This window comes from Streptomyces sp. TRD_SC_5 (assembly GCF_056836825.1).
The window spans coordinates 3,603,757-3,627,230 of record NZ_JBWZZS010000001.1; the positions used below are offsets into that span (position 1 = coordinate 3,603,757).

A 23,474-nucleotide genomic window follows, 5' to 3' on the forward strand; every position below is an offset into this window, starting at 1 on the left:
GCAGCAAGGGTGTACTGCTCACCGCCGCCCGTGCGCTGCCCTGGCCCATAAATTCTGATCATAGGATGCTTTGGTCGACTTTTCCCTCTCGTTAGAGTATAGTTACTCGCCGGTCGGCGGCTCGCGTTCGCGTGCCCCGTCCGGCTCGGGGGGGCCATCCCGTGATCCCTTGCGCCCTGCGGCGAACCATCTTGGCTAGACGGAATGGATGCACGTTCATGCATAGACCCGATATTTCAGTGATTATCGGTGCATACAATGCGATGCCATATCTGACTGAGACCCTCACCTCGGTGGTCGGGCAGAGCATCGGCCGCGACCGGCTGGAGGTCATCGCGGTCAACGACGGCTCGACGGACGGCACGGGCAAGGAACTTGAGCGGTTCGCCGAGCTCTACCCGGGCTTGTTCCAGGTGTTCCACCAGGAGAACTCCGGGGGCCCTTCGGCTCCACGCAACGCGGGTCTGGAGCAGGCACGTGGCCGGTATGTCTTCTTCCTCGACGCTGACGACTATCTCGGCGAGGAAGCACTGGAGCGCATGTTCCGGATGGCCGAGGCCAACGCCACCGATGTGGTTCTGGGCAAGATGGTCGGAGTCAACGGACGTGGCGCGCCGGCGTCGATGTTCGCGCGCAATCAGCCGCGTACCGACGTCTTCAATTCGAGGGTGTACTGGGCTCTCAACCCGCTCAAGTTGATTCGCCGGGAGTTCGTCGAGCGGCACCAGTTGCGTTTCCCTGTCGGCTACAAGGTCTGCGAGGACCAGTTCTTCACGGCCCTGGCCTATCTGCGCGCCGACGGCATCTCGGTCGTGGCCGACTACGACTGCTTGTTCATCGTCAAGCGCGACGACGGTCAGAACATCACGGTGACCACGCGGGGTGCGGAGCAGCGCATCCGGACGCTGGGGATGATGGTCGGCCTGGTCGAGGAGAACGTGCCCGCCGGCCCTGACCGCGACACGTTGCTGAACCGGCATCTGACCATCGACCTGCACCATGCCCTGGTCCATCTGACCCGGGAGAGCGACCGACAGGTTCAGGAGGAGCAGCTCCACGAACTGCGTGAGTTGCTGAGGCGCTCCTACCCCGACTCTCTCAGGGAGCGGATCAACGCCATTACGCGGCTGCGGTGCGAGCTGATCCTGCGGGACCGTCTCGACGAGCTGGTCGCCATGGAGCGGCTCGACCTCGGAATTCGTTCCGCGGGCAAGCACCCCGACATCCTCGTGGAGAGCGGGCACGCGTATGCCCGGCTGCCACATTTCCGGGACGGCGTCCTGGACATTCCCGACCATGTGTACGACGTGACACGGGACGTTCCGGTCCGTCATCGGCTTGATTCGGTGAGCATGGAGGGCAGCCGGCTGACCCTGACCGGTCACGCCTTTCTGCAGGACGTCCTCACCGTGCCCTACAGCACGGAACTCGTACTGCGCGAGCGGAACTCGGGTGTCGAGTACCGAATCGCGACTGAGGCCGCGGCCATGGCCGCTCCCTCTCCTGATGACAGAGCCCGCGGTGGGCAGGACGCTGCGCCCCCTGGAAGCTTCACCGTGGTCGCCGACCTCGCTTCGGTTGCCGACGGCGAGCGCCTGCCGAAGGGGCTCTGGGACGTTCTGCTCGCTCTCGACGCCGCAGGGGTCCGCAAAGAATTCCGTATTGGTCATCAACGGCTGCCCTCGGTCAGCGCCAAGCCAGAAGTTCATGTCGTCGCAGGAGCCGGCGGCAACTTCGCGGCGGCCCTGTACTACACCCACCCGTACGGCAACCTGACCGTCGATGTCGGTGAAAACAAGCACCGCGTGCCCAACCAGCTCATCACAACCGAAGTCACATGGACGCGGGCAGGCGAACTGCACGTCAAGGGCGACTGGACGCTCGCAGGGTTCCCTGCTTCTGCGCTCGGCGTACGACTGGAGAACCAGGACGGCGAAAGCATCCAGTTCCCGGCATCCGGTACTCCGACCGCCACAGGTTTCGCCGTCTCCATGCCCGTAACCGGCCTCGCACCCGGCACATGGCGGATGGCCGTCCGGCTCGCGGCCGACGGCGGCGACACCAAGGCCTGGTCGATCGAGGTCCCTGCCGCGGCGCCCCTGCCGCCGGTGCACCGAGCCCTGATGAGATACGTGAAGGCGGAGGCGCACGGCGGGCAGCTCGCACTGCGGGTGGACCGGCTCCGGCTGCGCGGCGCGTTGCGCCGCCGCCTGGGGGCGGTGGCCCGGAGAGCAGCGAAACGCCGTTCCGGTGATCACCACCGGTAACCTCGGGGGCAGGCGGCTTCCCGGGACCTGGAGGGGAGCCGCCGCTCAGTGCCCGGCGGTGAGCTGACCGGCGAGCTTGCCGTGCATCTCGGCGCTGGGCTCGTTCAGGCCGACGATGGTGACCTTCTTGCCACGCTGGGCGTACTTGGTCTCTATGGCGTCCAGGGCTGCGACCGAGGAGGCGTCCCAGATGTGGGCGCCGGTCAGGTCGATCACTACGTCGTCCGGGTCGTCCTTGTAGTTGAACTGGTAGACCAGATCGTTGGACGAGGCGAAGAACAGCTCGCCGGTGACCGCGTAGACAACCTGCTTGCCGTCCGGGTCGACGACCCCGGAGACCTCGGCCAGGTGCGCGACGCGCTTGGCGAAGATGACCATGGCGGTGACCGAGCCGAGAACGACGCCGATGGCGAGGTTGTGGGTGGCCACCACGGCGGCCACGGTGACGACCATGACGGTGGTCTCGCCGACCGGCATCCGCTTGAGCGTCTTCGGCTGGATGGAGTGCCAGTCGAAGGTCGCCATGGAAACCAGGATCATCACGGCGACCAGCGCGGCCATCGGGATGGTCGAGACGACCGGGCCGAACACGACCACGAGGACCATCAGGAAGACACCGGCCAGGAACGTGGAGAGCCGGGTGCGCGCACCGGACGTCTTCACGTTGATCATGGTCTGGCCGATCATGGCGCAGCCGCCCATGCCGCCGAAGAAGCCGGTGACGATGTTGGCGATGCCCTGTCCGACGGACTCACGGGTCTTGTTGGAGTGCGTGTCGGTGATGTCGTCGACCAGCTTGGCGGTCATCAGCGACTCCATCAGCCCGACCAGCGCCAGGGCGAGGGCGTACGGGGCGATGGTGGTCAGCGTGTCCATCGTGTACGGCACGTCCGGCAGGCCCGGCACCGGCAAGGACGAGGGCAGGTCGCCCTTGTCACCGACGTTCGGCACCGCGATGCCGGCGGCGACAGTGATCACGGTCAGGATCACGATGGAGACAAGGGGGGCCGGGACGACCGTGGTGACCTTGGGGAAGAAGATCATGAGCGCGAGGCCGCCGGCGATCAGCGGGTAGACGGCCCACGGGACGTCGCGCATCTCGGGCACCTGGGCCATGAAGATCAGGATGGCGAGGGCGTTGACGAAGCCCACCATGACGCTGCGCGGTACGAAGCGCATCAGCTTGGCCACACCCAGGGCTCCGAGAACGATCTGGATGACGCCGCCGAGGATGACAGCGGCGATCAGGTACCCGAGCCCGTACTCGTGGTTGAGCGGCGCGATGACCAGGGCGATCGCGCCGGTCGCGGCGGAAATCATGGCCTTGCGGCCGCCCACGATCGAGATCACCACCGCCATGGTGAAGGACGCGAACAGTCCGATGGCCGGGTCGACCCCGGCGATGATCGAGAAGGAGATCGCCTCGGGGATCAGAGCCAGCGCGACCACGAGTCCGGCCAGGACCTCGGTGCGGAAGACCTTCGGGGAGGCGAGCCAGTCGGGCTTTGACATACGCAGCTTGGGAACTACGGACAGCGGTGAAGACATGCAACCGTTTCTGTTCGGGCGCACACATCCAGCCGCTGAATGCACACGCGTCGTACTCGACTCCGCACCGAGGAACGGAATCCCTCCGGCGGCCCGGCCTCGATGGGGGCTCTGCCGGATGGAAGGGGCAGCCACTGGCTGCCGGTCGGGCATCATTGCCCGGGAAGTCTGCGGGTGAAGACGGGCCCTGTGGGCCCCCTCTGGCGGGGCTGCCCTGCCGCACCTGCACAGCGCGGGCACCCTCACCAATGACTCTACTCTGACGTGAGGGCAGAGTGCGAGTTGTGGCTTGTGAAATGCAGGTAAACAGGCCGCCGAATCATGTGATTCGAGACACGTATGCTGCGCACTTCGAGTGTTCGAAGTCCGGCGGAACGCAGAAGGTGAAGGCGTGGAGAATGGCTGAGCGGCAGATGCAGATCGGCGAGGTGGCCGAGCGGACGGGCTTGTCGCTGCGCACGATCCGGCACTACGAGGAAGTCGGCCTCGTCATCCCCTCCGCCCGCAGCAAGGGCGGCTTCCGCCTCTACACCGAGGTCGACGTCGAGCGCCTGATGGTGATCCGCCGGATGAAGCCGCTGGACTTCTCCCTGGAGGAGATGCGCGACCTGCTGGAGATCACCGACCGCATCGCCGCGGTCGACGACCCGCCGACGGGCGAAGAGCGCGACCGGCTGCGCGAGCGCCTGGACACCTACCGCAAGGTCACCGACGCCCGCTGCGAGACGCTGCGCGCCCAGCTGATGGCAGCCGAGGACTTCGCCACCACGCTCCGCCGCCGCCTGGGGACGACACGGAACTGACGGTCACGACAGATGAGTGCTCGCTTCCGCGCGACGCTCTGCCTCGTAATCGGGTTCAACAAAACAAGCGGGGCCCTCCGGGTGACTGATGCCACCGGGAGGGCCCCGCTGCGTACATACTGACCCGCAGGCAGCTGACGAGACCTCAGCCGTTGCGGGCAACGCGAAACGGGCCCCTGCGAGCGACTTTCGTCACCTGCCGAGACCCGTTTCGTCGGTTTCTCAAAAGTGCGCGAGGGGGGATTTGAACCCCCACGTCCCTAAGGACACTGGCACCTGAAGCCAGCGCGTCTGCCGTTCCGCCACTCGCGCATGAGTGGTGCCGTTCGAATCTCTCACTGGTTTGTGCGAGCGCCTGACGACATGCAGAAGATTAGCACGGTGGCCAGGGTGGATTCACACCCGTTGTTCGGGGGGACCCGAGGAGGGGAACGAAGGGGGAAACCGGGAAGGGAACGCCGCCGCCCGTCACCCACTCCTCCAGAGTGTCCCCCGGGTGCGGGACACTGTCATCAGGCCACCTCTACGATCCCTGTGAGAGGTGACACTCATCCACTGTGCAGACAAGGGGAACCAGCCGATTTCCCGACGCGTGGATACGATCAGTAAGCAGTATCAGGACGGCAACGACGGAGGAGGTGCCCCATGGGAGTCATGAAGCGTTTCGAGCAGCGTCTCGAAGGTCTGGTCAATGGCACCTTCGCCAAGGTCTTCAAGTCCGAGGTCCAGCCCGTCGAGATCGCCGGCGCCCTCCAGCGCGAGTGCGACAACAACGCCACGATCTGGAACCGCGAGCGCACCGTCGTCCCCAACGACTTCATCGTCGAGCTCTCCACCCCGGACTACGAGCGCCTCAGCCCGTACTCCGGACAGCTCGGCGACGAGCTCTCCGGCCTGGTCCGCGACTACGCGAAGCAGCAGCGCTACACCTTCATGGGCCCCATCAAGGTCCACCTGGAGAAGGCCGAAGACCTCGACACCGGTCTCTACCGCGTACGCAGCCGCACCCTCGCATCGAGTACGTCGCAGGCCGCCCCGCCGCAGAGCCCGGCCCCCGGCCGGCCCAGCCCCGCACCGGCCGCCCCGCGCGGCGGCGGCTACGGCTACCCGCCGTCGGCCTCCCCCGGAGCACCCCCCATGCCGGCGTCCCCGCCGCCCGGCGCGCGGCCCGGACCGGCAGCCGCATCCGGCAGACCGGCCGGCCCGGCCCCGGGTCCGATGCCGGGCGCGCAGACGCGGCGCTGGATCGAGATCAACGGCACCCGCCATCAGATGTCCCGCCCGACGCTGGTGCTGGGCCGCAGCACCGAAGCAGACGTGCGGATCGACGACCCCGGCGTATCGCGTCGGCACTGTGAGATCCGGACCGGAACGCCCCCGACGATCCAGGATCTCGGGTCTACCAACGGGATCGTGGTAGACGGACAGCACACCACCCGCGCTACGCTCCGCGACGGCTCGCGGATCGTCGTGGGCAGCACGACCATCGTTTATCGGCAAGCCGAAGGGTGAAGCGGGGGCAATGTCAGAGCTGACCCTGACGGTCATGCGGCTAGGTTTCCTGGCCGTTCTGTGGCTGTTTGTGATTGTGGCCGTCCAGGTCATCCGCAGCGATCTGTTCGGTACGCGGGTCACGCAGCGCGGCTCACGCCGCACCGCGTCCGCCGACGCCAGACCGCAGCAGGCCGGACGCCAGCAACAGGCTGCGGCGCCGCCGCAGCAGCGCCAGCGCCGCGGCGCCCCCACAAAGCTGGTGGTGTCCGAAGGCACACTCACCGGCACGACGGTGGCCCTCCAGGGGCAGACCGTCACGCTGGGGCGGGCGCACGATTCGACGATCGTGCTGGACGACGACTACGCGTCCAGCCGTCATGCCAGGATCTACCCGGACCGTGACGGCCAGTGGATCGTCGAGGATCTCGGGTCCACCAACGGCACGTATCTCGACCGGACCCGACTCACCACCCCGACCCCCATTCCGCTGGGCGCGCCGATCCGCATCGGCAAGACCGTCATCGAGCTGCGGAAGTAGTGCCACGTCATGATTGAGCGCGAGCGGAGCGAGCGAGCCGCGGCGGTCCCGACAGCGGATCACCGATGGCTCCCGACCGGAGGGTGGGCACCGTGCGGATGTACCCGGAGCCGACGGGCGAGGTGCGCATGAGTCTGTCGCTGCGCTTCGCCGCCGGATCGCACAAAGGCATGATCCGGGAAGGCAACGAGGACTCCGGTTACGCGGGTCCACGCCTTCTCGCCATCGCCGACGGCATGGGGGGACAGGCCGCCGGTGAGGTGGCCAGCTCCGAGGTCATCTCGACCCTGGTCACCCTCGACGACGACGTACCCGGCTCGGACATCCTGACCTCGCTCGGCACCGCCGTGCAGCGGGCCAACGACCAGCTGCGCATGATGGTCGAGGAGGACCCCCAGCTGGAGGGCATGGGCACCACGCTCACCGCCCTCCTGTGGACCGGTCAGCGCCTCGGCCTCGTGCACGTCGGCGACTCACGGGCGTACCTGCTCCGTGACGGCGTACTGACCCAGATCACGCAGGACCACACCTGGGTGCAGCGCCTCGTCGACGAGGGCCGCATCACCGAGGAAGAAGCCACCACCCACCCGCAGCGCTCCCTGCTGATGCGCGCGCTGGGCAGCGGCGACCACGTCGAACCCGACCTCTCCATCCGTGAGGTCCGGGCCGGCGACCGCTACCTGATCTGCTCCGACGGCCTGTCCGGCGTCGTCTCCCACCAGACGATGGAAGAGACGCTCGCCAGCTACCACGGCCCCCAGGAGACCGTGCAGGAGCTCATCCAGCTCGCCCTGCGCGGCGGCGGACCCGACAACATCACCTGCATCGTCGCGGACGTCCTCGACGTCGACGGCAACGACACCCTGGCCGGGCAGCTCAACGACACCCCGGTCGTCGTCGGCGCGGTCGCCGAGAACCAGCTCCAGGCGAACGACGGCGGCGCCATGCAGACCCCCGCGGGCCGCGCGGCGGGCCTCGGCCGGCCCGTCCCGCCGCAGGCCGCACCGGGAGGCGCGTTCGGCCCGCCCGGCAGCGGTGACAACAGCGGTTACGGAGATGCCCCCGACGGCGCCTTCGGTGCGTACAGCGACGAGGACTTCACCAAGCCGCGCGCCGGACGCAAGTGGCTCAAAAGATCCTTCTTCCTGCTCCTCGCGCTCGCCGTCGTGGGCGGCGGTCTGTACGGCGGCTACCGCTGGACCCAGACCCAGTACTACGTCGGCGCCAACGACGACCACGTCGCGCTCTACCGGGGCATCAGCCAGGATCTCGCCTGGGTCTCCCTCTCGGAGGTCGAGAAGGACCACCCCGAGATCGAACTCAAGTACCTCCCGCCCTACCAGCAGAAGCAGGTCGAGGCGACCATCACCGAGGGCAGCCTCGCCGACGCGCGGGAGAAGGTCGCCGAACTCGGCAACCAGGCCTCCGCGTGCAAGAAGGACGAGGAGCGCCGCAAGGCAGAGCGCGAGAACAACGCGCGTACGGGCGAGGGCGAGGCGGGCGGCACGACCGGTTCCGGCGCCACGACCCAGACCACCAAGACCCGCAAAATTCCGACGGCTACAGCTTCGCCCACTCCTGGCCCCAGCCTCTCCGAGGAAGAGCAGAAGCTGGTCTCGCAGTGCGGTAAGCCGTAAAGCCGTAGGGGGCCTTACCACCATGAGCGTTGTCACCAACACGACCACCATCGGCGCGATCGAAGCGCCGAGCCGGCGCAACACCGAGCTCGCCATGCTCGCGTTCGCCGTCATCATCCCCGTCTTCGCGTACGCCAATGTCGGCCTCGCCAAGGACGGCAGCCTGCCCGCCGGCATGCTCGGCTACGGGCTGGGGCTCAGCCTCCTCGCGGGCGTCGCGCACCTGATGGTGCGCAAGTTCGCGCCGTACGCCGACCCGCTGATGCTGCCACTGGCCACCCTGCTCAACGGGCTGGGTCTGGTGCTGATCTGGCGGCTCGACATGGAACCGTCCATCACCACCGCCGCGCTGGGCGGCGCGATGGCGCCCAAGCAGATGATCTGGTCCGCGCTCGGCGTCGCTCTCTTCCTGGGCGTCCTGCTGTTCCTCAAGGACCACCGCGTACTTCAGCGCTACACGTACATCTCGATGGTCGTGGCCCTCGTACTGCTGATCCTGCCGATGTTCTTCCCGGCCAAGTTCGGCGCACGAATCTGGATCACCATCCCGGGCGTCGGATCGCTCCAGCCCGCCGAGTTCGCGAAGATCATCATCGCGATCTTCTTCGCCGGCTACCTGATGGTCAAACGCGACGCGCTCGCCCTGGCCAGCCGCCGCTTCATGGGCATGTACCTGCCCCGCGGCCGCGACCTCGGACCGATCCTCGCGATCTGGGCCATCAGCCTGATGATCCTGATCTTCGAGACCGACCTGGGCACCTCGCTGCTCTTCTTCGGCCTCTTCGTGATCATGCTGTACGTCGCCACCGAACGCACCAGCTGGGTCGTCTTCGGCCTCACCCTCAGCGCCGCCGGCGCCGTCGGCGTCGCCTCCTTCGCCAGCCACGTGCAGTCCCGCGTCGAGAACTGGCTCAACCCCCTCGCCCTCCAGAACGGCGGCGTCACCGAAACCGCCCAGGCCGTCTACGCCTTCGGCTCCGGCGGCCTCTTCGGCTCCGGACTCGGCCAGGGCTACTCCAAACTCATCGGCGGCATCGCCCCCAAGAGCGACTACATCCTCGCCACCGTCGGCGAGGAAATGGGCCTCACCGGCCTCATGGCGATCATCCTCGTGTACGGCCTCCTCATCGAGCGCGGCGTGCGCACCGCCCTCGCCGCCCGTGACCCCTTCGGCAAGCTCCTCGCCATCGGCCTCTCCGGCGCCTTCGCCCTCCAGGTCTTCGTCGTCGCGGGCGGCGTCACCGGCGTCATCCCGCTGACCGGCATGACCATGCCGTTCCTCGCACAGGGCGGCTCCTCCGTCATCGCCAACTGGGCGCTCATCGCCATCCTGCTGCGCATCAGCGACACCGCCCGCAGGCCCGCGCCCGCCCCCGCACCTACCTCCGACGCCGAGATGACCCAGGTGGTCCGCCCGTGAACAAGCCCCTGCGCCGGGTCGCGATCTTCTGCGGCCTGCTCGTCCTCGCCCTGCTCGTACGCGTCAACTGGGTCCAGTACGTCAAGGCCGACGAACTCTCCAAGGACCCCAACAACCGCCGCGTCCTGATCGACCGCTACGCCCACAAGCGCGGCGACATCATCGTCGACGGCAATGCGATCACCGGGTCCGTAGAGGCCAAGAACGGTGACCTCAAGTACAAGCGGACCTACAAGGACGGCGCCATGTGGGCCCCCGTCACCGGCTTCGCTTCCCAGGTCTACGGCGCCACCCAGATCGAGAGCATCGAGGACGACATCCTCACCGGCACGGACGACCGGCTGTTCTTCGACCGCACGCTTTCCATGTTCACCGGCGACAAGAAGCAGGGCGGCAACGTCCTCACCACCCTCAACGGTGACGCCCAGCGTGCCGCGTACAACGGCCTCAAGGGCAAGAAGGGCGCCGTCGCCGCCCTCGACCCGCGCACCGGCAAGATCCTCGCGCTGGCCAGCGCGCCGTCGTACGACCCCTCGACGATCGCCGGCATGGGCGACGGCGAGGCATGGAAGAAGATCGACAAGAAGCTCAACCCGGACGACCCGTCGCTCAACCGCGCGCTGCGCCAGACCTACCCGCCGGGCTCGACCTTCAAGGTGGTCACGGCCGCGGCGGCCCTGGAGCACGGCCTGTACAACGACATCGACGAGAAGACCAAGTCACCGCTGCCGTGGCGACTGCCCCTCTCCAGCAAGAACCTGGTGAACGAGGGCAACCTCCCCTGCGAGGACGCCACACTGCGGGTCGCCCTGAAGGTGTCCTGCAACACCGTCTTCGGCAAGATCGGCGCCGACCTCGACAACGAGAAGATGCTCGAGACCGCGGAGAAGTTCGGCTTCAACGAAGAGCAGTTCGTACCGGTGCGCTCCAACGCGAGCGTCTTCTCCAAGGACATGGACAAGGCCGGGACCGCGCTGTCCTCCATCGGCCAGTTCAACACCGCCACCACGCCCCTCCAGATGGCCATGGTGGCCTCCGCGATCGCCAACGACGGCAAGCTGATGAAGCCGTACATGATCGACCGGCTCACCGACCCCAACCTGGACGTCCTGGAAAAGACGAGCCCCGAGGAGATGAGCCAGCCGCTCTCCGCCGAGAACGCTCAGAAGGTCCAGGAAATGATGGAGACGGTCGTCAAGGAAGGCACCGGCACCAGGGCGCAGCTGCCGGGCGTCACCGTCGGCGGCAAGACCGGCACCGCCCAGCACGGCGTCGACAACAGTGAGAAGCCGTACGCCTGGTTCATCTCGTACGCCAAGACCGATCAGGGCTCGCCCGTCGCGGTCGCCGTCGTCGTCGAGGACGAAAACGCCAACCGCGAGGACATCTCCGGCGGCGGCCTCGCCGCTCCCATCGCGAAGAACGTGATGAAGGCGGTCCTGGAGAACAACAAGGAGTGACGCCGGTCACCTGACGGCCGCGTACGCCCACGTCGCGGTACCGGTCCGGTCTCGGCCCGCAGTCGCGGGCGGACCGGATACGGCCCGCCCGGTACCGTATGCGCGGACAGCACACCGCCGGACCACACACAGGTGCGGTCGGGACAGACGGAGAGGGCTGGAAAGCTATGGAAGAGCCGCGTCGCCTCGGCGGCCGGTACGAGCTGGGCTCGGTGCTCGGCCGTGGTGGCATGGCCGAGGTCTACATCGCGCACGACACCCGGCTCGGCCGCACCGTCGCTGTGAAGACGCTGCGGGTGGATCTCGCCCGCGACCCGTCCTTCCAGGCCCGGTTCCGCCGCGAGGCCCAGTCGGCCGCCTCGCTGAACCACCCGGCGATCGTCGCGGTCTACGACACCGGCGAGGACTACGTCGACAACGTCTCCATCCCGTACATCGTGATGGAGTACGTCGACGGATCGACCCTGCGCGAGCTGCTGCACTCCGGGCGCAGGCTGCTGCCCGAGCGCACCCTCGAAATGACCGTGGGCATCCTCCAGGCACTCGAGTACTCGCACCGCGCCCAGATCGTGCACCGTGACATCAAGCCGGCGAACGTCATGCTGACGCGCACCGGCCAGGTCAAGGTCATGGACTTCGGCATCGCCCGCGCCATGGGCGACTCCGGCATGACGATGACGCAGACCGCCGCCGTCATCGGCACCGCGCAATACCTCTCCCCGGAGCAGGCCAAGGGCGAGCAGGTCGACGCACGCTCCGACCTCTACTCCACCGGCTGCCTGCTCTACGAGCTGCTGGCCGTACGGCCGCCGTTCATCGGCGACTCCCCGGTCGCGGTCGCCTACCAGCACGTACGGGAAGAGCCTCAGCCGCCCAGCAACTTCGACCCCGAGATCACGCCCGAAATGGACGCCATCGTCCTGAAGGCGCTGACCAAGGACCCCGACTACCGCTACCAGTCCGCCGACGAGATGCGCGCCGACATCGAGGCCTGCCTCGACGGCCAGCCCGTCGCGGCCACCTCGGCGCTCGGCTCGGTCGGGTACGGCGGTTACGGCGGCCACGGCGACGACCAGCCCACCACGGCGCTGCGCTCGGCCGACGCAGGCGGCGGCCAGACGTCGATGATGCCGCCGGTCAACCCGGACGACGGCGGCTACGGCTACGACGACCGTGTGGACCGCCGCAGGCAGCAGAACAAGAAGAGCAACACCTCGACGATCCTGCTCGTCCTCGCGGGCATCCTCGTCCTCGTCGGCGCGATCCTGATCGGCAGGTCGCTGTTCGCCGGCGACAGCAACAAGGGCAACCGCGAGGTGCCGGTCCTGATCGGCGAGACCCTCGCCAAGGCGAAACAACTCGGCACGAACTCCGACCTCACGGTGGAGGTCGGAGAGCGCAGGGAGTGCGAGGAGCAGCCCAAGGGCAAGGTCTGCGACCAGACCCCGGCGAGCGGCCAGGAGGTCAAGGCGGGCGAGACCATCACGGTCGTGGTCTCCACGGGCGCCCCGAAGGTCGAGGTCCCCGACGTCATGGACCAGACGGAGGACAGGGCCACCAAGAACCTCAAGGACGACGGCTTCGACGTCGACACCAAGCAGGTCGAGTCCGAGAAGACGGCCGGCACGGTCATCAATCAGGACCCGGAGGGCGGCACGAAGGCGGAGAGGGGCGAGACGATCACCCTCTCCATCGCCAAGTCCACCAAGGCCGATGTCCCGCCGGTGGTCGGCCAGCCCTTCGAGGCGGCCAGCCAACAGCTCACGAACCTCGGCTTCCAGGTCACCCGAGTCGAGGAAGAGTCGACCGAAGCCCCCAACACGGTCATCAAGCAGGACCCGGTGGGCAACAGCCAGACCGACAAGGGCGGCACGATCACCCTGACCGTCGCGAAGGCCCCGGCCCAGCCGGAGCAGGTCGCGGTACCGGCCGTGACCGGCCAGAAGCTCAAGGACGCCCGCAAGGCGATCGAGGACGCCGGCCTGAGCGTCGGCACGATCACCGGCCCGCAGGACGACGAAGCCCTCGTCTTCCTCGCCCAGCCCGCGGTGGGCCAGCAGGTCCCCAAGGGCACTGCGGTCAACCTGACCACCGCGGCCGGCGGCGGCGACGGCGGCGGTGACGGGGGCGGCGACAACAACGGCGGCGGCAACAACGGCGGCAACGACGCCGGCGGCCTCTTCGGCGGCGGCTTCGGCCGCAACGGCGGCGACGGCGACTAGCCCCGGGTGCAGCAACGCAGAAGGGCCGTGGACTTCGAAAGAAGTCCACGGCCCTTCTTGCGTCGAGATCCACGGCGGAAGCGGGGATCGTGGGGCGGACATCACCGGTCGCACGGCCGACGGGCGTCGGTTCGTCGTGCAGTGCAAGCACTGGGCCCCGTACCGCTCCGTGCTGAGTGGAGAGATGCAGAAGTTCGTCGGCTCCAAGACCCTGCACGACGCGGACGTGGCCGTGTACGCCGCGACCTGCCCGTTCTACCTCCGAGTCACTCGCCATCGCCGCGCAGGCCGGCATCACCGCCGTGCACCGGGGGCTGCTGGAGACCTGGAGCGCGGGCGCAAAGCTGGAAGTCCTGCGCTGGCAGCGCACGAAAAAGGGCCCGAAGTCGCAAATCGAAGTTGCGACTTCGGGCCCGGCTCATGGGGGTGACGCTAGCGCAGCTCCGCCGGTGGGGTGCGGTCCCTGTCGACCTTTTCCGTACGCTCCAGCTCGCCCCACACGATGTACCGGTGCTTCGACGTGTAGACCGGCGTGCACGTCGTCAGCGTGATGTAGCGGCCCGGCTTGTTCTTGCCCGACTCCTTCGGGACCGGCTTCAGTACGTCCACGTTGTACTTCGAGGTCTCAGGGAGCTTCGCGTACACCTTGTAGACGTACCAGGTGTCCTTCGTCTCGAAGACGATCGCGTCGCCGTCCTTGAGCTTGTCGATGTTGTGGAACTTCGCGCCGTGCCCGTCCCGGTGCGCCGCCAGCGAGAAGTTGCCCTGCTTGTCGGCCGGCAGCGCGGACTTGACCGGGTCCGTGTAGTAGCCGGCGACACCGCGGTTGAGGCCCTTCGGGTCGGTGCCCTTCTGGACCAGCACCTCGCCGTTCTTCATCGCCGGTACGTGCAGGAACCCGATGCCGTCCTTCGTGTCGAGCTCCCCGGGACCGCCCGCCCACCGGTCGCGCACCTGGTTGCCCTGCTTGTCCGCGTCGCGGTCGGCCAGCACGTTCGTCCACCACAGCGAGTAGACGACGAACAGGCCGAGGATCAGGCCCGCCGTGATCAGCAGCTCGCCGAAGAGGCTGACCGCGCCCGCGACGCGCCCGCGCTTCCTCCGCCCCGCCCCGGGTGCCGACGCGGGCACGGGCGTGCCGGTCTGCTCGTCCTGCTCGGTCGTCCTGGCTGCCACCGCACCCGTCCCCGTCCTGAGTCTCTTACGTCCGGCCGGCCCGCTCTCAGCCGACGAGCGCGTCGGGCTGCCCCTTGCTGCGCGGCCGTTCGTCGACCATCTTGCCCCACACGATCATTCGGTACGTACTCGTGAATTCCGGCGTGCAGGTCGTCAGCGTGATGTACCTGCCGGGCCGGGTGAAACCGGAACCCGGCGGCACCGGCCCGATCACGCTCACGTTCGAGGGAGAAGTCTGCGGCAGGATGCTCGCCATCTCGTACGTGTAGTACGTGTCCTGCGTCTCCACGACGATCGGGTCGCCCGGTTTCAGCTGGTTGATGTACCGGAACGGTTCGCCGTGCGTGTTGCGGTGCCCCGCGACCGCGAAGTTGCCCCGCTTGTCCGACGGCATCGCCGTCTTCAGCTTGCCCTCCGCGTAGTGGCCCACCATGCCGTTGTCGAGGACCCGCGCCTTGTCGATGCCCTCGGCGACCGGGACGACGACGTCCAGCTTGGGGATGTGCATGATCGCGAAGCCCTGGCCCGGCTCGAACGCTCCGGGCTTGCGGCCCTTCGCCCAGCCCTCCTGGATCTTGTCCGTCTCGTTGCCGGCGAACAGATCGGCACGGATGTTCGTCCACCACAGCTGGTACGTGACGAACAGCAGCATCAGCACGCCTAGCGAGATGAACATCTCCCCGAAGAACCGGCTGGCGACGACGGCCGGGCTGTCCTTGGCGGCGCGGGCGGCGCGCCTGGCCTCCAGGCGGGAGCGCGGCGGCTCCGCGCTGTTCGACTCCGCGCTGTTCGCCCCGGCCTTCCCCGCGGGGGCGGCCCGGCGACGGCTGCCCTTCGCCTTGGCCGCCCTGCGGCGCTCCGCGCGGCCGCCGGTGACGGGTTCGGGTTCCGGTTCTGCGTCGGGCACGGGCTCGGCTATTCGGCGGGTGTCGTCGGTCCGCAGCGCCACGGTCTCGTCGTCGAACACGGGCGCCGGGGCTTCCGGCACGGGTGCGGGCGCCGGCTCGGGGGCCGGTGCGGGCTGCTGGGCGCCGTACCAGTCCTGGGTGGGGCCCGGGGAGTCGTACCGCCCCTGAGGCTGCTGGCGGGGCTGCTGGGGCCCCTGTGCGGCCTCTTGTACGGGCTGCGTGGCCTGCACGGGCTGCACGTACGGGTCGTACTGCTGCTCCTGGGGGTACTGAAGAGGCTGCTCGTACCCAGGACTCACCGGACTTGTCGGCTGCGCCTGCGGCACCGTCGGCACCGTCGCCGACCGGAACCACGGCGACGTCGCCCCGGGGTCCGGAGCCGAGGCAGAGGCCGGGGCCGGCGCGGCCGCCCGCCCCTCCTGCCCCGGCAGCGGATCGTTCAGCGGATCCGCGAGTTGTTCCACCGCCGCCTCGAACGCGCCCGCCGCCTCGTACGCACCCTGCCCGTACGAGGCTTCCCGGCCGGCGTCGTGTTCGGGGCGGAGCGCCGTCACGCGGCGGCCTTGCCCACCACCGGCGCGAGCCCGGCCGATCGCTCCACCGCTCCCGGGTCGCCGCACCGGGCCAGCCAGTTGGCCAGCATCAGATGCCCGTGCTCGGTCAGTACCGACTCGGGGTGGAACTGCACACCCTCGACCGGCAGATCCCGGTGGCGCAGCCCCATGATGATCCCGTCGGCCGTCCGCGCGGTGACCTCCAGCTCGGCGGGCCACGCCTGCGGTTCGGCGGCCAGCGAGTGGTAGCGCGTCGCCGTGAACGGCGACGGCAGCCCGGCGAAGACGCCGACACCCGTGTGCGTCACGGGGGAGGTCTTGCCGTGCAGCAGCTCGGGGGCCCGGCCCACCACACCGCCGTACGCCACCGCCATCGACTGCATGCCCAGGCAGACGCCGAAGACCGGCACGCCCGTCGCGGCGCAGTGACGCACCATGTCGACGCACACGCCCGCCTGTTCGGGGGTGCCGGGGCCCGGCGACAGCAGCACCCCGTCGAAGCCGTCCTGGGCGTGGCTCAGGTCCACCTCGTCGTTGCGCAGTACCTCGCACTCGGCGCCGAGCTGGTAGAGGTACTGGACGAGGTTGAAGACGAAGCTGTCGTAGTTGTCGACCACCAGGATTCGCGCGCTCACTGGCCCGACCCCCCGTCCACCGTCACATCGTTGAACGGAAGCAGCGGCTCCGCCCACGGGAAGACGTACTGGAACAGTGCGTAGACGACCGCCAGGATCAGTACCAGCGCGATCATCGCCCGCACCCATACGTTGCCCGGCAGATTCCGCCAGATCCAGCCGTACATGCTGTCCCTTCCGTTCGGTCGAAACCCAGAGTAAAGGGAGACGGGGAAGGCTCGTGGGTCAGCCGCTCAAAGCGCGCGGCCTGCCGTCCTCCACGGGCTGCGTGGCGTCGAGGTGCGCCCACACGATCAGCCGGTGGCTGCTGCCCCACTCCGGCTCGCAGGTGGTCAGCGTCAGATAGCGCCCGGGACCGTCGAAACCGGCCTTCCCGGGAACGTCGTCGATCACGCCGATGTCGCCGGGAACGGTCCGGTACGGCTTGTTGTCGATCCGGTACGTGAACCAGGTCGCCCCATCGGTCAGCACCACCGCGTCACCGGGCCGCAGCCTGGGGAAATCCTTGAAGGGGTCCCCGTACGTACGGCGATGGCCGGCGACGGCGAAGTTCCCCGTCTCGCCGAGGCGCGCGGTCCCCTCGTAGTGGCCGAGGCCCTTCTGGAGGGTCTTCGTCCGCGTGCCCTCCAGGACCGGCCAGTCCCAGTCCTTGCCGAGGCGCGGCACGTACATCACGGCGAAGGGCCTGCCCGGCTCGTACGCCTCGGGGGCCGACGCCGGGTCCTCGGCGGCCGGTACTTGCCCGGGAAGCGGGCTCTGCGCAGCCCATGTGTCCTGCAGCCGGCCGATCTGCCCGTCGCTCGCGTCGGTGGCCTTGACCCCGGTCCAGAACATCACGTACGCGACGAAGAGAACGATCAGGGTGCCGGCGGTGACGCACAGTTCGCTGAAGGTCCTGACGATCAGCCGCACCGACATGCGCACCGACACCGGCTCCCCCGTTTACTCGCCTCGCTCGACGGGCTTCGCGTAATGGAGATCCACTGTGCCCGAGTAGCCGGGAAGAGTCATCGCCTCGTGTTCGTCGACTTTCCAGCCGAGGCCGTAGGCCTTCACGTACAGCTGGTAGTTCTGCAACGCCGTGGAGGCCGTCAGCGCGCGCTGGAGCTTGTCCTGGTCACCGATCGCGGTGACCTTGTACGGCGGCGAGTAGACGCGGCCCTGGAGGATCAGGGTGTTGCCGACGCAGCGCACCGCGCTGGTGGAGATCAGCCGCTGGTCCATGACCCGGATGCCCTCGGCGCCGCCCTGCCACAGGGCGTTCACCACCGCCTGGAGGTCCTGCTGGTGGATGACCAGGTCGTTGGGCTGGGGCTCGGGGTAGCCGGGATTGGCCGTGGCGTTCGGCGGGGCGTCGTCGAGCGTGACGGTGAGGCCCGCGCCGGAGAGCTTCTTGGTGCCGGCCGCCGCCTCCAGCGCCTTGAGCTTCGCGTCCTCGGCCTGCGTACTGCTGTCGCCGCGCTCAGCGAGCGCGTCGACGTCGTCGCGTACGGCGGCCAGCGACTCGCCCAGCCCCTTGTTCTTGTGACTGCGCTGATCAATGAGGTCGGAGAGCTTCAGCAGCGAGGCGTCCGTACGGATATTGGTGCCCCTGGCCGTATTGAAGCTGGTGACGAAGATCAGGCCGGCAAGCGCGAAAACTCCGGCCGTCAGCAGCCTGACCGGCCGCAGGGCGGGGCGCCGGGCGGGTTCGGTGGGGGAGTCGGCAGAATTGCTCAACGTACCCTTATCTCCTTCGACGCCGCGGAAGCACTACGCTAACGGACGCCCGGGGGAGGCAGTGTTCCCCGTCGCTCCCGCACCGGGCACCAGTCACAGTTCCCTGCGCGGTAACGCAGCGCATCGACAGGAGAGTCCCTCGTGCCGAAGTCACGTATCCGCAAGAAGTCAGACTTCACGCCGCCGCCGGCGCCGTCGAAGCAGGCGACGTCCATCAGGCTGACGAACCGCAGCTGGGTGGCTCCGGTGATGTTGGCGCTCTTCCTCATCGGGCTCGCCTGGATCGTGGTCTTCTACGTGACCGAGGGAGACCTGCCGATCCAGAGCTTCGACAACTGGAACATCGTGGTCGGGTTCGGCTTCATCGCCGCCGGCTTCGGCGTCTCCACCCAGTGGAAGTAGACGGAGCAGAGGCCAAGTAGGCCCTGACCGGCCTGGGCCGCGCAAGCTCTGACCAGAGGTTATCCACAGCGTTGTCCACACGGTGGGGAAAGGTCAGACGATCTGTGGATAACTCACAGCGTGTTGACGCCGGTGTGACTGCCGGGACCTTCTGACACGTACGGCCCACCCCTTGTCCTGACTGGGAAAAGCCAGTTCAGCGACAAGGGGAACGGCTGTTCCCATCAGGTCCACCTGAATGCACAAGGTCCGGCCGCTGCTGTGGACAACTTGGCGCACAGCCGTCGTCGGCGGCGCTCAGGTGAGCATGGCCGTCCTCGCCACGACCAGGCCGACGGTCACCAGCAGCACCAGCCCACAGGTGCCGTACTGCACCAGCGCGCGGCGCTCGCGTGGGGCGTGCACCAGGGCGATCGCGACGAGGGTGCCGGCGACGAGGCCGCCCACGTGCGCCTCCTTGGCGATGCCGTCCCAGGTGAATGTGAAGAGCAGGTTCAGTGCGAGGAGCACGAGAACCGGCTTCATGTCGTACTTCATGCGCCGCATCAGCACGGCGGTCGCGCCGAGAAGCCCGAAGACGGCGCCGGACGCGCCGAGCGAGCCCTGCGAGGGATCGGCGAAAAAGTACGTGAGCGCGCTGCCCGCCAGACCGGAGATCAGGTAGAGCGCCAGGTACCGGACGCGGCCGAGCGCTGCCTCCAGGGGGCCACCGAGCCACCACAGGCCCAGCATGTTGAAGGCGATGTGCCAGGGCTCCTGGTGCAGAAACATGGATGTGAAGAGCCGGTAGTACTCGCCGGCTGCGACGCCTTCGACGGGTACGAACGGATTGGTCCGCCACGCACCGACCAGCGCGAGATCGTTGACGAGCGACTCGCGCGACAGCACCGCGACGAACACCGCCACATTGATCGCCAGCAGGATCTTGGTGACCAGCCTCGGGTCGGCGGCGACCGTGCCCCCCGCGAGCGTGCGCGGCCGGCTCGCGTCCGGGGGGTGGCCCGTACCGGAGCCTTCGCGGACGCAGTCCGGGCACTGGAAGCCGACGGACGCGCTGATCATGCACTCCGGGCAGATCGGGCGTTCGCAGCGCGTGCAACGGATGCCCGTCTCACGGCCCGGGTGCCGGTAGCAGTGATCCATCGGTCCGTCCCCAGGTCGCTAGGTGTGCCTCTTGGCGGTACGGCGCGGTACGGCGCAGTGCGCAGCCCCGCCTATCCAGTACGGATGGACGGGGCGATTTGGTTCCCGACAGGGGGAGCGCCGGTCTCAGCTGGTCTCCACCACGACCGAATCGATGACGACGTCGGTGAGCGGGCGGGCGGTGCGCGGGTTGGTCTTCGTGGCCGCGATCGCGTCCACAATCTTCTGGCCGGCGGGGTCCGTGACCTCGCCGAAGATCGTGTGCTTGCCCGTCAGCCACATCGTCGGCGAGACGGTGATGAAGAACTGGGAGCCGTTGGTAGCCGGGCCGGCGTTGGCCATCGCCAGCAGATAGGGCCTGTCGAAGGCGAGGTCGGGGTGGAACTCGTCCTTGAACTCGTAGCCGGGGCCGCCGGTGCCGTTGCCCAGCGGGTCGCCGCCCTGGATCATGAAGTCGCGGATCACGCGGTGGAAGACAGTGCCGTCGTACAGCCGGTCCGTGGTCTTGTGCCCCGTTTCGGGGTTGGTCCACTCCCGAGCACCCTGTGCCAGTTCCACGAAGTTCTTGACCGTCTTCGGCGCGTGATTCGGCAGGAGCCGGATCCGGATGTCGCCCTGGCTGGTCTTCAGGGTGGCGTAAAGCTGCTCGGCCACGTGGTGCCTTCCATAAGTCTTCACTGACAGTCTTCACTGCCGCGTCCGGCGATCCTCGCACGGACGGTTTACGACGAGTAGCCGCCGAACCGGCGCGCGGGACGGCGAACCGTGGCATTGTCGTGCACGAGGTCCGCTTGCACCGCATTGCCCACGAGAGCCTGAGATTGCCCCGAGTCGCCGCCCATGACCCGGATGCCCGCCCGCACGTGCCGTGTTGGCCTCTGGCAGGCATGATTTCGATTTGGGTGGACAGGCGATATACCGAACCGCCACCAAGGAGGAGGATCCAGTGACCCGCATCGACAGCGTGCGCGCCGCATCCGAATCGGCGAAGGAAAGCGTGCTGCACGCCGCGGAAGTGGTGGCGCCCTACGCCGGTACGGCCAAGGAACAGGCCACGCAGTATGCGCACGACGCCCGCGTACGGCTCGCGCCGAAGGTGAACAAGGCCGCTCACCAGGCCCGTGTCCAGTACGGAGTGCATGTCGCGCCGCGCATAGAGCAGGCCCGTACACACGTGCCACCGAAGGTCGACGTGGCCGCGCACCGGGCTGCGGTACGCACCCGCAGCGCGGCCCGGCAGGCCGCCGACTACACCGTTCCGCGCGTGGAGCACGCGATGGCGGCCGCGCAGCCCGTACGTGAGCAGGCCGCCGCGCGCAGTGCTGCCGCTGTGGCCGCCCTGCGCGGGCAGGTCACGGCGAAGGACATCCGCAAGCTCGTCAAGAAGCACGAGCGGCGCGCCAGGGCCGGCCGGCTGGCCAAGGGTCTCGCGGTCGTCGGTGTGCTGGCGGGCGGTGCCTTCGCGGCGTGGAAGTGGTGGGACAAGCAGGCCAACCCGGACTGGCTGGTCGAGCCCCCCGCTGCCACGGAGGTGTCCGACCGTGCGCCGCTGACCTCGGTCGACGGCAGCGGTCAGGTGCTGGACCCGGAGGTCCAGGCGAAGCAGGCGGAGGCCGAGGCCGAGGCGGCGGAGCGCGACAAGAAGAACAACTGACGCGTCGCCACATCGCATGACGGACGGGTGCCGGGAGACCTTCGGGTCTGCCGGCACCCGTCCGTCGTGCCCGGTGTTCTCTTTCGTAGCGCGGGGTCGCGACGAAAGTGGGCGGCGGCTGCCGGAGCCCGCTGCTTAGAGTGCGGCCGTGGACGTGTCATCGAGGATCAGGGCCGGACGGCTGTGGCTGGCAGGACCGGATCCCTGGTCGGGGCGCCGCGTCGCGGGCGAGATCGTCCTCGCCGTGGTGCTGGCGCTGCTGGCGGCCGGGACCCAGGAACTGATGGGCAGCACGGGGCTGGTGCAGTTGGCCACCGCCGTCGCCGTCGCCGCGGCGTCGCTGCTGCGCCGCCGGCTGCCGGCGAGTGTGCTGGTGGTCTCGGGCGGGGCGGCGGGGGTGCTGGCCGGGTTCGGGCCTCTGCTGATCGTCTCGGGGTGGTCGGCGGGGCGCCGGATCCCGGGGGCCGGGCGGGCGCTGGCGGCTTTCACCGCGTCGTACGTCCTGACTGTCGGCATCGGGGTCGCCGCCGAGTGGCCGCGGTTCTCGCCGCTGTCGCTGATCTTGTTCAGTACCCTCTACTTCCTCGCGACGACGGTTGTACCGGGCCTGGCCAGCCGCTATTGGACCCAGCGCCGCACTCTGTTGCACGCCCTGCAGGACCACAACGCCCAACTGCTGCGCGAGCGGGCCATGGTGGCCGGGCAGGCGCGGCTGCGCGAGCGGCAGCGGATCGCCCAGGACATGCACGACAGCCTGGGCCACCAGCTGGCGCTGATCTCCGTGCACACGGGCGCGCTGGAGGTCGACCCCGCCCTGACGGACCGGCAGCGGGAGGGTGTCGGCGTACTGCGGAACGCTTCGGTGGCCGCGATGCACGAACTGCGCGAGGTCGTCGGCATCCTGCGGGACGGGGTGGAGCGGGACGAGGCGGCTGCCGCCCCCGGTCCGCCGTCCGCCGAGGACCCGCATCCGGCGGCGCGCGGGGCCGCGGGCATCGAGGGCCTGGTGGCGGCGGCGCGGGCGGCCGGGAACAGTGTCGAGCTGCGGTGTGCGGGCGGGCGGCGGGCGCTGGCCGCGGCCGCCGATCACGCGGCGTACAGGATCGTGCAGGAGGCGCTGACCAACGCGTACAAGCACGCGCCGGGCGCCGCGATCACCGTCGAGCTGCGGTACGAACCGGACTCGCTGGTCGTCGAGATCGCGAACGGTCCGGCCCCTTCGGACCCGGCTGACGTCGTCAGCGGCGGGCAGGGCCTGACGGGGCTGCGCGAGCGGGCCCGGCTGGTGGGAGGCATGGTCCACGCCGGGCGTACGGACGGCGGGGGATTCCGGGTCGCCGGCGTCCTGCCGTACGGCGCCGACGGCCTCCCGCCGGCCAAGGCGTCCTTCGCGGCGCCTTTGGCCGGCGCCGAGGACGACTTCGGGCAGCGGTCTCCTTCGGTTCCTGTCGGCAACGGCGGTCGGGTCATGGACTGGACCGCTGTGCACAGGGAGCTGGCGATGAGTGGCGGGCGCGGGAGCAGGGCCGGCGGGGTGGCCCTGGGCTGCGGGATCGCGGCGGTGGCAGCGGTACTGCTGGCGGTCGCGGGCGGGATCGGTCTGTACTTCCTCGCGGGAGCGGCGGACAGCGGCATGATCGAGCCGGGTGAGTACGAGGCGGTGCGGGTCGGCGCGTCGGAGACGGAGGTCCGCGACAGGCTGCCGGACGGTGATTCCTTCATGACGTCGGGCCTTCGGGACGGCGGGCCCGAGGAGCCGGAGGGGGCCGACTGTCTGGTCCTCGCGTCCTCGGAGATCGGCGACAGCCTGGCGTCGGAGCCGGTGTTCCGCTTCTGCTTCAAGGGCGGCAAGCTGGTCGAGAAGAAGTCGTACGACGTTGAGCAGTAGATGAGC

The 23,474-nt window shown here is 68.7% G+C and carries 21 protein-coding genes and 1 tRNA gene; 12 read left to right on the forward strand and 10 right to left on the reverse strand.

The window, feature by feature from the left end:
* Window positions 1-218: 218 nt before the first annotated feature.
* Entirely contained in the window at window positions 219-2,267 is a 2,049-nt protein-coding gene (locus AC1P0E_RS16740; protein WP_482742970.1) for a glycosyltransferase family 2 protein, read from the forward strand.
* Between the two features lie 45 nt (window positions 2,268-2,312).
* Here the strand turns inward: AC1P0E_RS16740 and AC1P0E_RS16745 are convergent, their stop codons facing one another.
* Window positions 2,313-3,815, reverse strand: coding sequence for a SulP family inorganic anion transporter (locus AC1P0E_RS16745; protein ID WP_482742971.1), 1,503 nt, complete (start codon window positions 3,813-3,815; stop codon window positions 2,313-2,315).
* Window positions 3,816-4,213: 398 nt separating this feature from the next.
* On the opposite strand from AC1P0E_RS16745, the gene AC1P0E_RS16750 reads away from it, so the two are divergent.
* On the forward strand, window positions 4,214-4,618 hold the full coding sequence (locus AC1P0E_RS16750; protein WP_482742972.1) for a MerR family transcriptional regulator: 405 nt from the start codon (window positions 4,214-4,216) through the stop codon (window positions 4,616-4,618).
* Window positions 4,619-4,847: 229 nt separating this feature from the next.
* Here the strand turns inward: AC1P0E_RS16750 and AC1P0E_RS16755 are convergent.
* A tRNA-Leu gene (locus tag AC1P0E_RS16755) sits at window positions 4,848-4,930 on the reverse strand.
* A gap of 333 nt (window positions 4,931-5,263) precedes the next feature.
* Between AC1P0E_RS16755 and AC1P0E_RS16760 the strand changes: the two genes are divergently transcribed.
* The 7 genes from AC1P0E_RS16760 to AC1P0E_RS16790 all read left to right on the forward strand — a co-directional run bounded on the left by AC1P0E_RS16760 (window position 5,264) and on the right by AC1P0E_RS16790 (window position 13,819).
* Window positions 5,264-6,130, forward strand: coding sequence for an FhaA domain-containing protein (locus AC1P0E_RS16760; protein WP_482742973.1), 867 nt, complete (start codon window positions 5,264-5,266; stop codon window positions 6,128-6,130).
* Window positions 6,131-6,140: 10 nt separating this feature from the next.
* On the forward strand, window positions 6,141-6,650 hold the full coding sequence (locus AC1P0E_RS16765; protein ID WP_028810660.1) for an FHA domain-containing protein FhaB/FipA: 510 nt from the start codon (window positions 6,141-6,143) through the stop codon (window positions 6,648-6,650).
* A 128-nt stretch (window positions 6,651-6,778) separates the two neighbouring features.
* Window positions 6,779-8,287 carry a Stp1/IreP family PP2C-type Ser/Thr phosphatase gene (locus AC1P0E_RS16770; protein ID WP_482745780.1) on the forward strand — a complete coding sequence of 503 codons (1,509 nt, stop codon included), beginning with the start codon at window positions 6,779-6,781 and terminating at the stop codon, window positions 8,285-8,287.
* 22 nt (window positions 8,288-8,309) lie between these two features.
* Complete coding sequence (locus AC1P0E_RS16775) at window positions 8,310-9,707, forward strand: FtsW/RodA/SpoVE family cell cycle protein (RefSeq protein ID WP_482742974.1); 1,398 nt, start codon at window positions 8,310-8,312, stop codon at window positions 9,705-9,707.
* The gene (locus AC1P0E_RS16780) at window positions 9,704-11,167 is read left to right on the forward strand and encodes a peptidoglycan D,D-transpeptidase FtsI family protein (RefSeq protein ID WP_482742975.1); all 1,464 of its coding nucleotides are present in this window, start codon (window positions 9,704-9,706) and stop codon (window positions 11,165-11,167) included. Before AC1P0E_RS16775 ends, AC1P0E_RS16780 begins: the two co-directional genes overlap by 4 nt.
* A gap of 167 nt (window positions 11,168-11,334) precedes the next feature.
* Window positions 11,335-13,389 (forward strand): Stk1 family PASTA domain-containing Ser/Thr kinase, encoded by a 2,055-nt coding sequence (gene pknB, locus AC1P0E_RS16785; protein WP_482742976.1) that lies wholly within the window; start codon window positions 11,335-11,337, stop codon window positions 13,387-13,389.
* The gene (locus AC1P0E_RS16790; protein ID WP_482742977.1) at window positions 13,286-13,819 is read left to right on the forward strand and encodes a restriction endonuclease; all 534 of its coding nucleotides are present in this window, start codon (window positions 13,286-13,288) and stop codon (window positions 13,817-13,819) included. Before pknB ends, AC1P0E_RS16790 begins: the two co-directional genes overlap by 104 nt.
* Window positions 13,820-13,821: 2 nt before the next feature.
* On the opposite strand, the gene AC1P0E_RS16795 is transcribed toward AC1P0E_RS16790, so the two are convergent.
* The 6 genes from AC1P0E_RS16795 to AC1P0E_RS16820 are packed head-to-tail and all read right to left on the reverse strand — an operon-like array spanning window position 13,822 to window position 18,381.
* Entirely contained in the window at window positions 13,822-14,565 is a 744-nt protein-coding gene (locus AC1P0E_RS16795) for a class E sortase (RefSeq protein ID WP_482742978.1), read from the reverse strand.
* A 46-nt stretch (window positions 14,566-14,611) separates the two neighbouring features.
* On the reverse strand, window positions 14,612-16,027 hold the full coding sequence (locus AC1P0E_RS16800; RefSeq protein WP_482742979.1) for a class E sortase: 1,416 nt from the start codon (window positions 16,025-16,027) through the stop codon (window positions 14,612-14,614).
* Complete coding sequence (locus AC1P0E_RS16805; RefSeq protein WP_482742980.1) at window positions 16,024-16,662, reverse strand: aminodeoxychorismate/anthranilate synthase component II; 639 nt, start codon at window positions 16,660-16,662, stop codon at window positions 16,024-16,026. Before AC1P0E_RS16805 ends, AC1P0E_RS16800 begins: the two co-directional genes overlap by 4 nt.
* Window positions 16,659-16,829, reverse strand: a complete 171-nt coding sequence (locus AC1P0E_RS16810; RefSeq protein WP_482742981.1) for a hypothetical protein — start codon at window positions 16,827-16,829, stop codon at window positions 16,659-16,661. The genes AC1P0E_RS16805 and AC1P0E_RS16810 overlap by 4 nt, the downstream gene beginning before the upstream one ends.
* Window positions 16,830-16,887: 58 nt before the next feature.
* Window positions 16,888-17,580: a class E sortase gene (locus AC1P0E_RS16815; protein WP_482745781.1), complete on the reverse strand. Its 693-nt coding sequence runs from the start codon at window positions 17,578-17,580 to the stop codon at window positions 16,888-16,890.
* Between the two features lie 24 nt (window positions 17,581-17,604).
* Window positions 17,605-18,381, reverse strand: a complete 777-nt coding sequence (locus tag AC1P0E_RS16820) for a DUF881 domain-containing protein (RefSeq protein WP_482742982.1) — start codon at window positions 18,379-18,381, stop codon at window positions 17,605-17,607.
* A 141-nt stretch (window positions 18,382-18,522) separates the two neighbouring features.
* Between AC1P0E_RS16820 and crgA the strand changes: the two genes are divergently transcribed.
* Window positions 18,523-18,783 (forward strand): cell division protein CrgA, encoded by a 261-nt coding sequence (gene crgA, locus AC1P0E_RS16825; protein WP_482742983.1) that lies wholly within the window; start codon window positions 18,523-18,525, stop codon window positions 18,781-18,783.
* Window positions 18,784-19,080: 297 nt separating this feature from the next.
* On the opposite strand, the gene AC1P0E_RS16830 is transcribed toward crgA, so the two are convergent.
* Both AC1P0E_RS16830 and AC1P0E_RS16835 read right to left on the reverse strand, forming a co-directional pair.
* Entirely contained in the window at window positions 19,081-19,926 is an 846-nt protein-coding gene (locus tag AC1P0E_RS16830) for a rhomboid family intramembrane serine protease (protein WP_482742984.1), read from the reverse strand.
* A gap of 126 nt (window positions 19,927-20,052) precedes the next feature.
* Entirely contained in the window at window positions 20,053-20,580 is a 528-nt protein-coding gene (locus AC1P0E_RS16835; protein ID WP_482742985.1) for a peptidylprolyl isomerase, read from the reverse strand.
* 292 nt (window positions 20,581-20,872) lie between these two features.
* On the opposite strand from AC1P0E_RS16835, the gene AC1P0E_RS16840 reads away from it, so the two are divergent.
* Both AC1P0E_RS16840 and AC1P0E_RS16845 read left to right on the forward strand, forming a co-directional pair.
* Window positions 20,873-21,580, forward strand: a complete 708-nt coding sequence (locus AC1P0E_RS16840) for a DUF5324 family protein (RefSeq protein WP_482742986.1) — start codon at window positions 20,873-20,875, stop codon at window positions 21,578-21,580.
* A gap of 148 nt (window positions 21,581-21,728) precedes the next feature.
* Window positions 21,729-23,468, forward strand: a complete 1,740-nt coding sequence (locus tag AC1P0E_RS16845; RefSeq protein ID WP_482742987.1) for a sensor histidine kinase — start codon at window positions 21,729-21,731, stop codon at window positions 23,466-23,468.
* Window positions 23,469-23,474 lie beyond the last annotated feature (6 nt).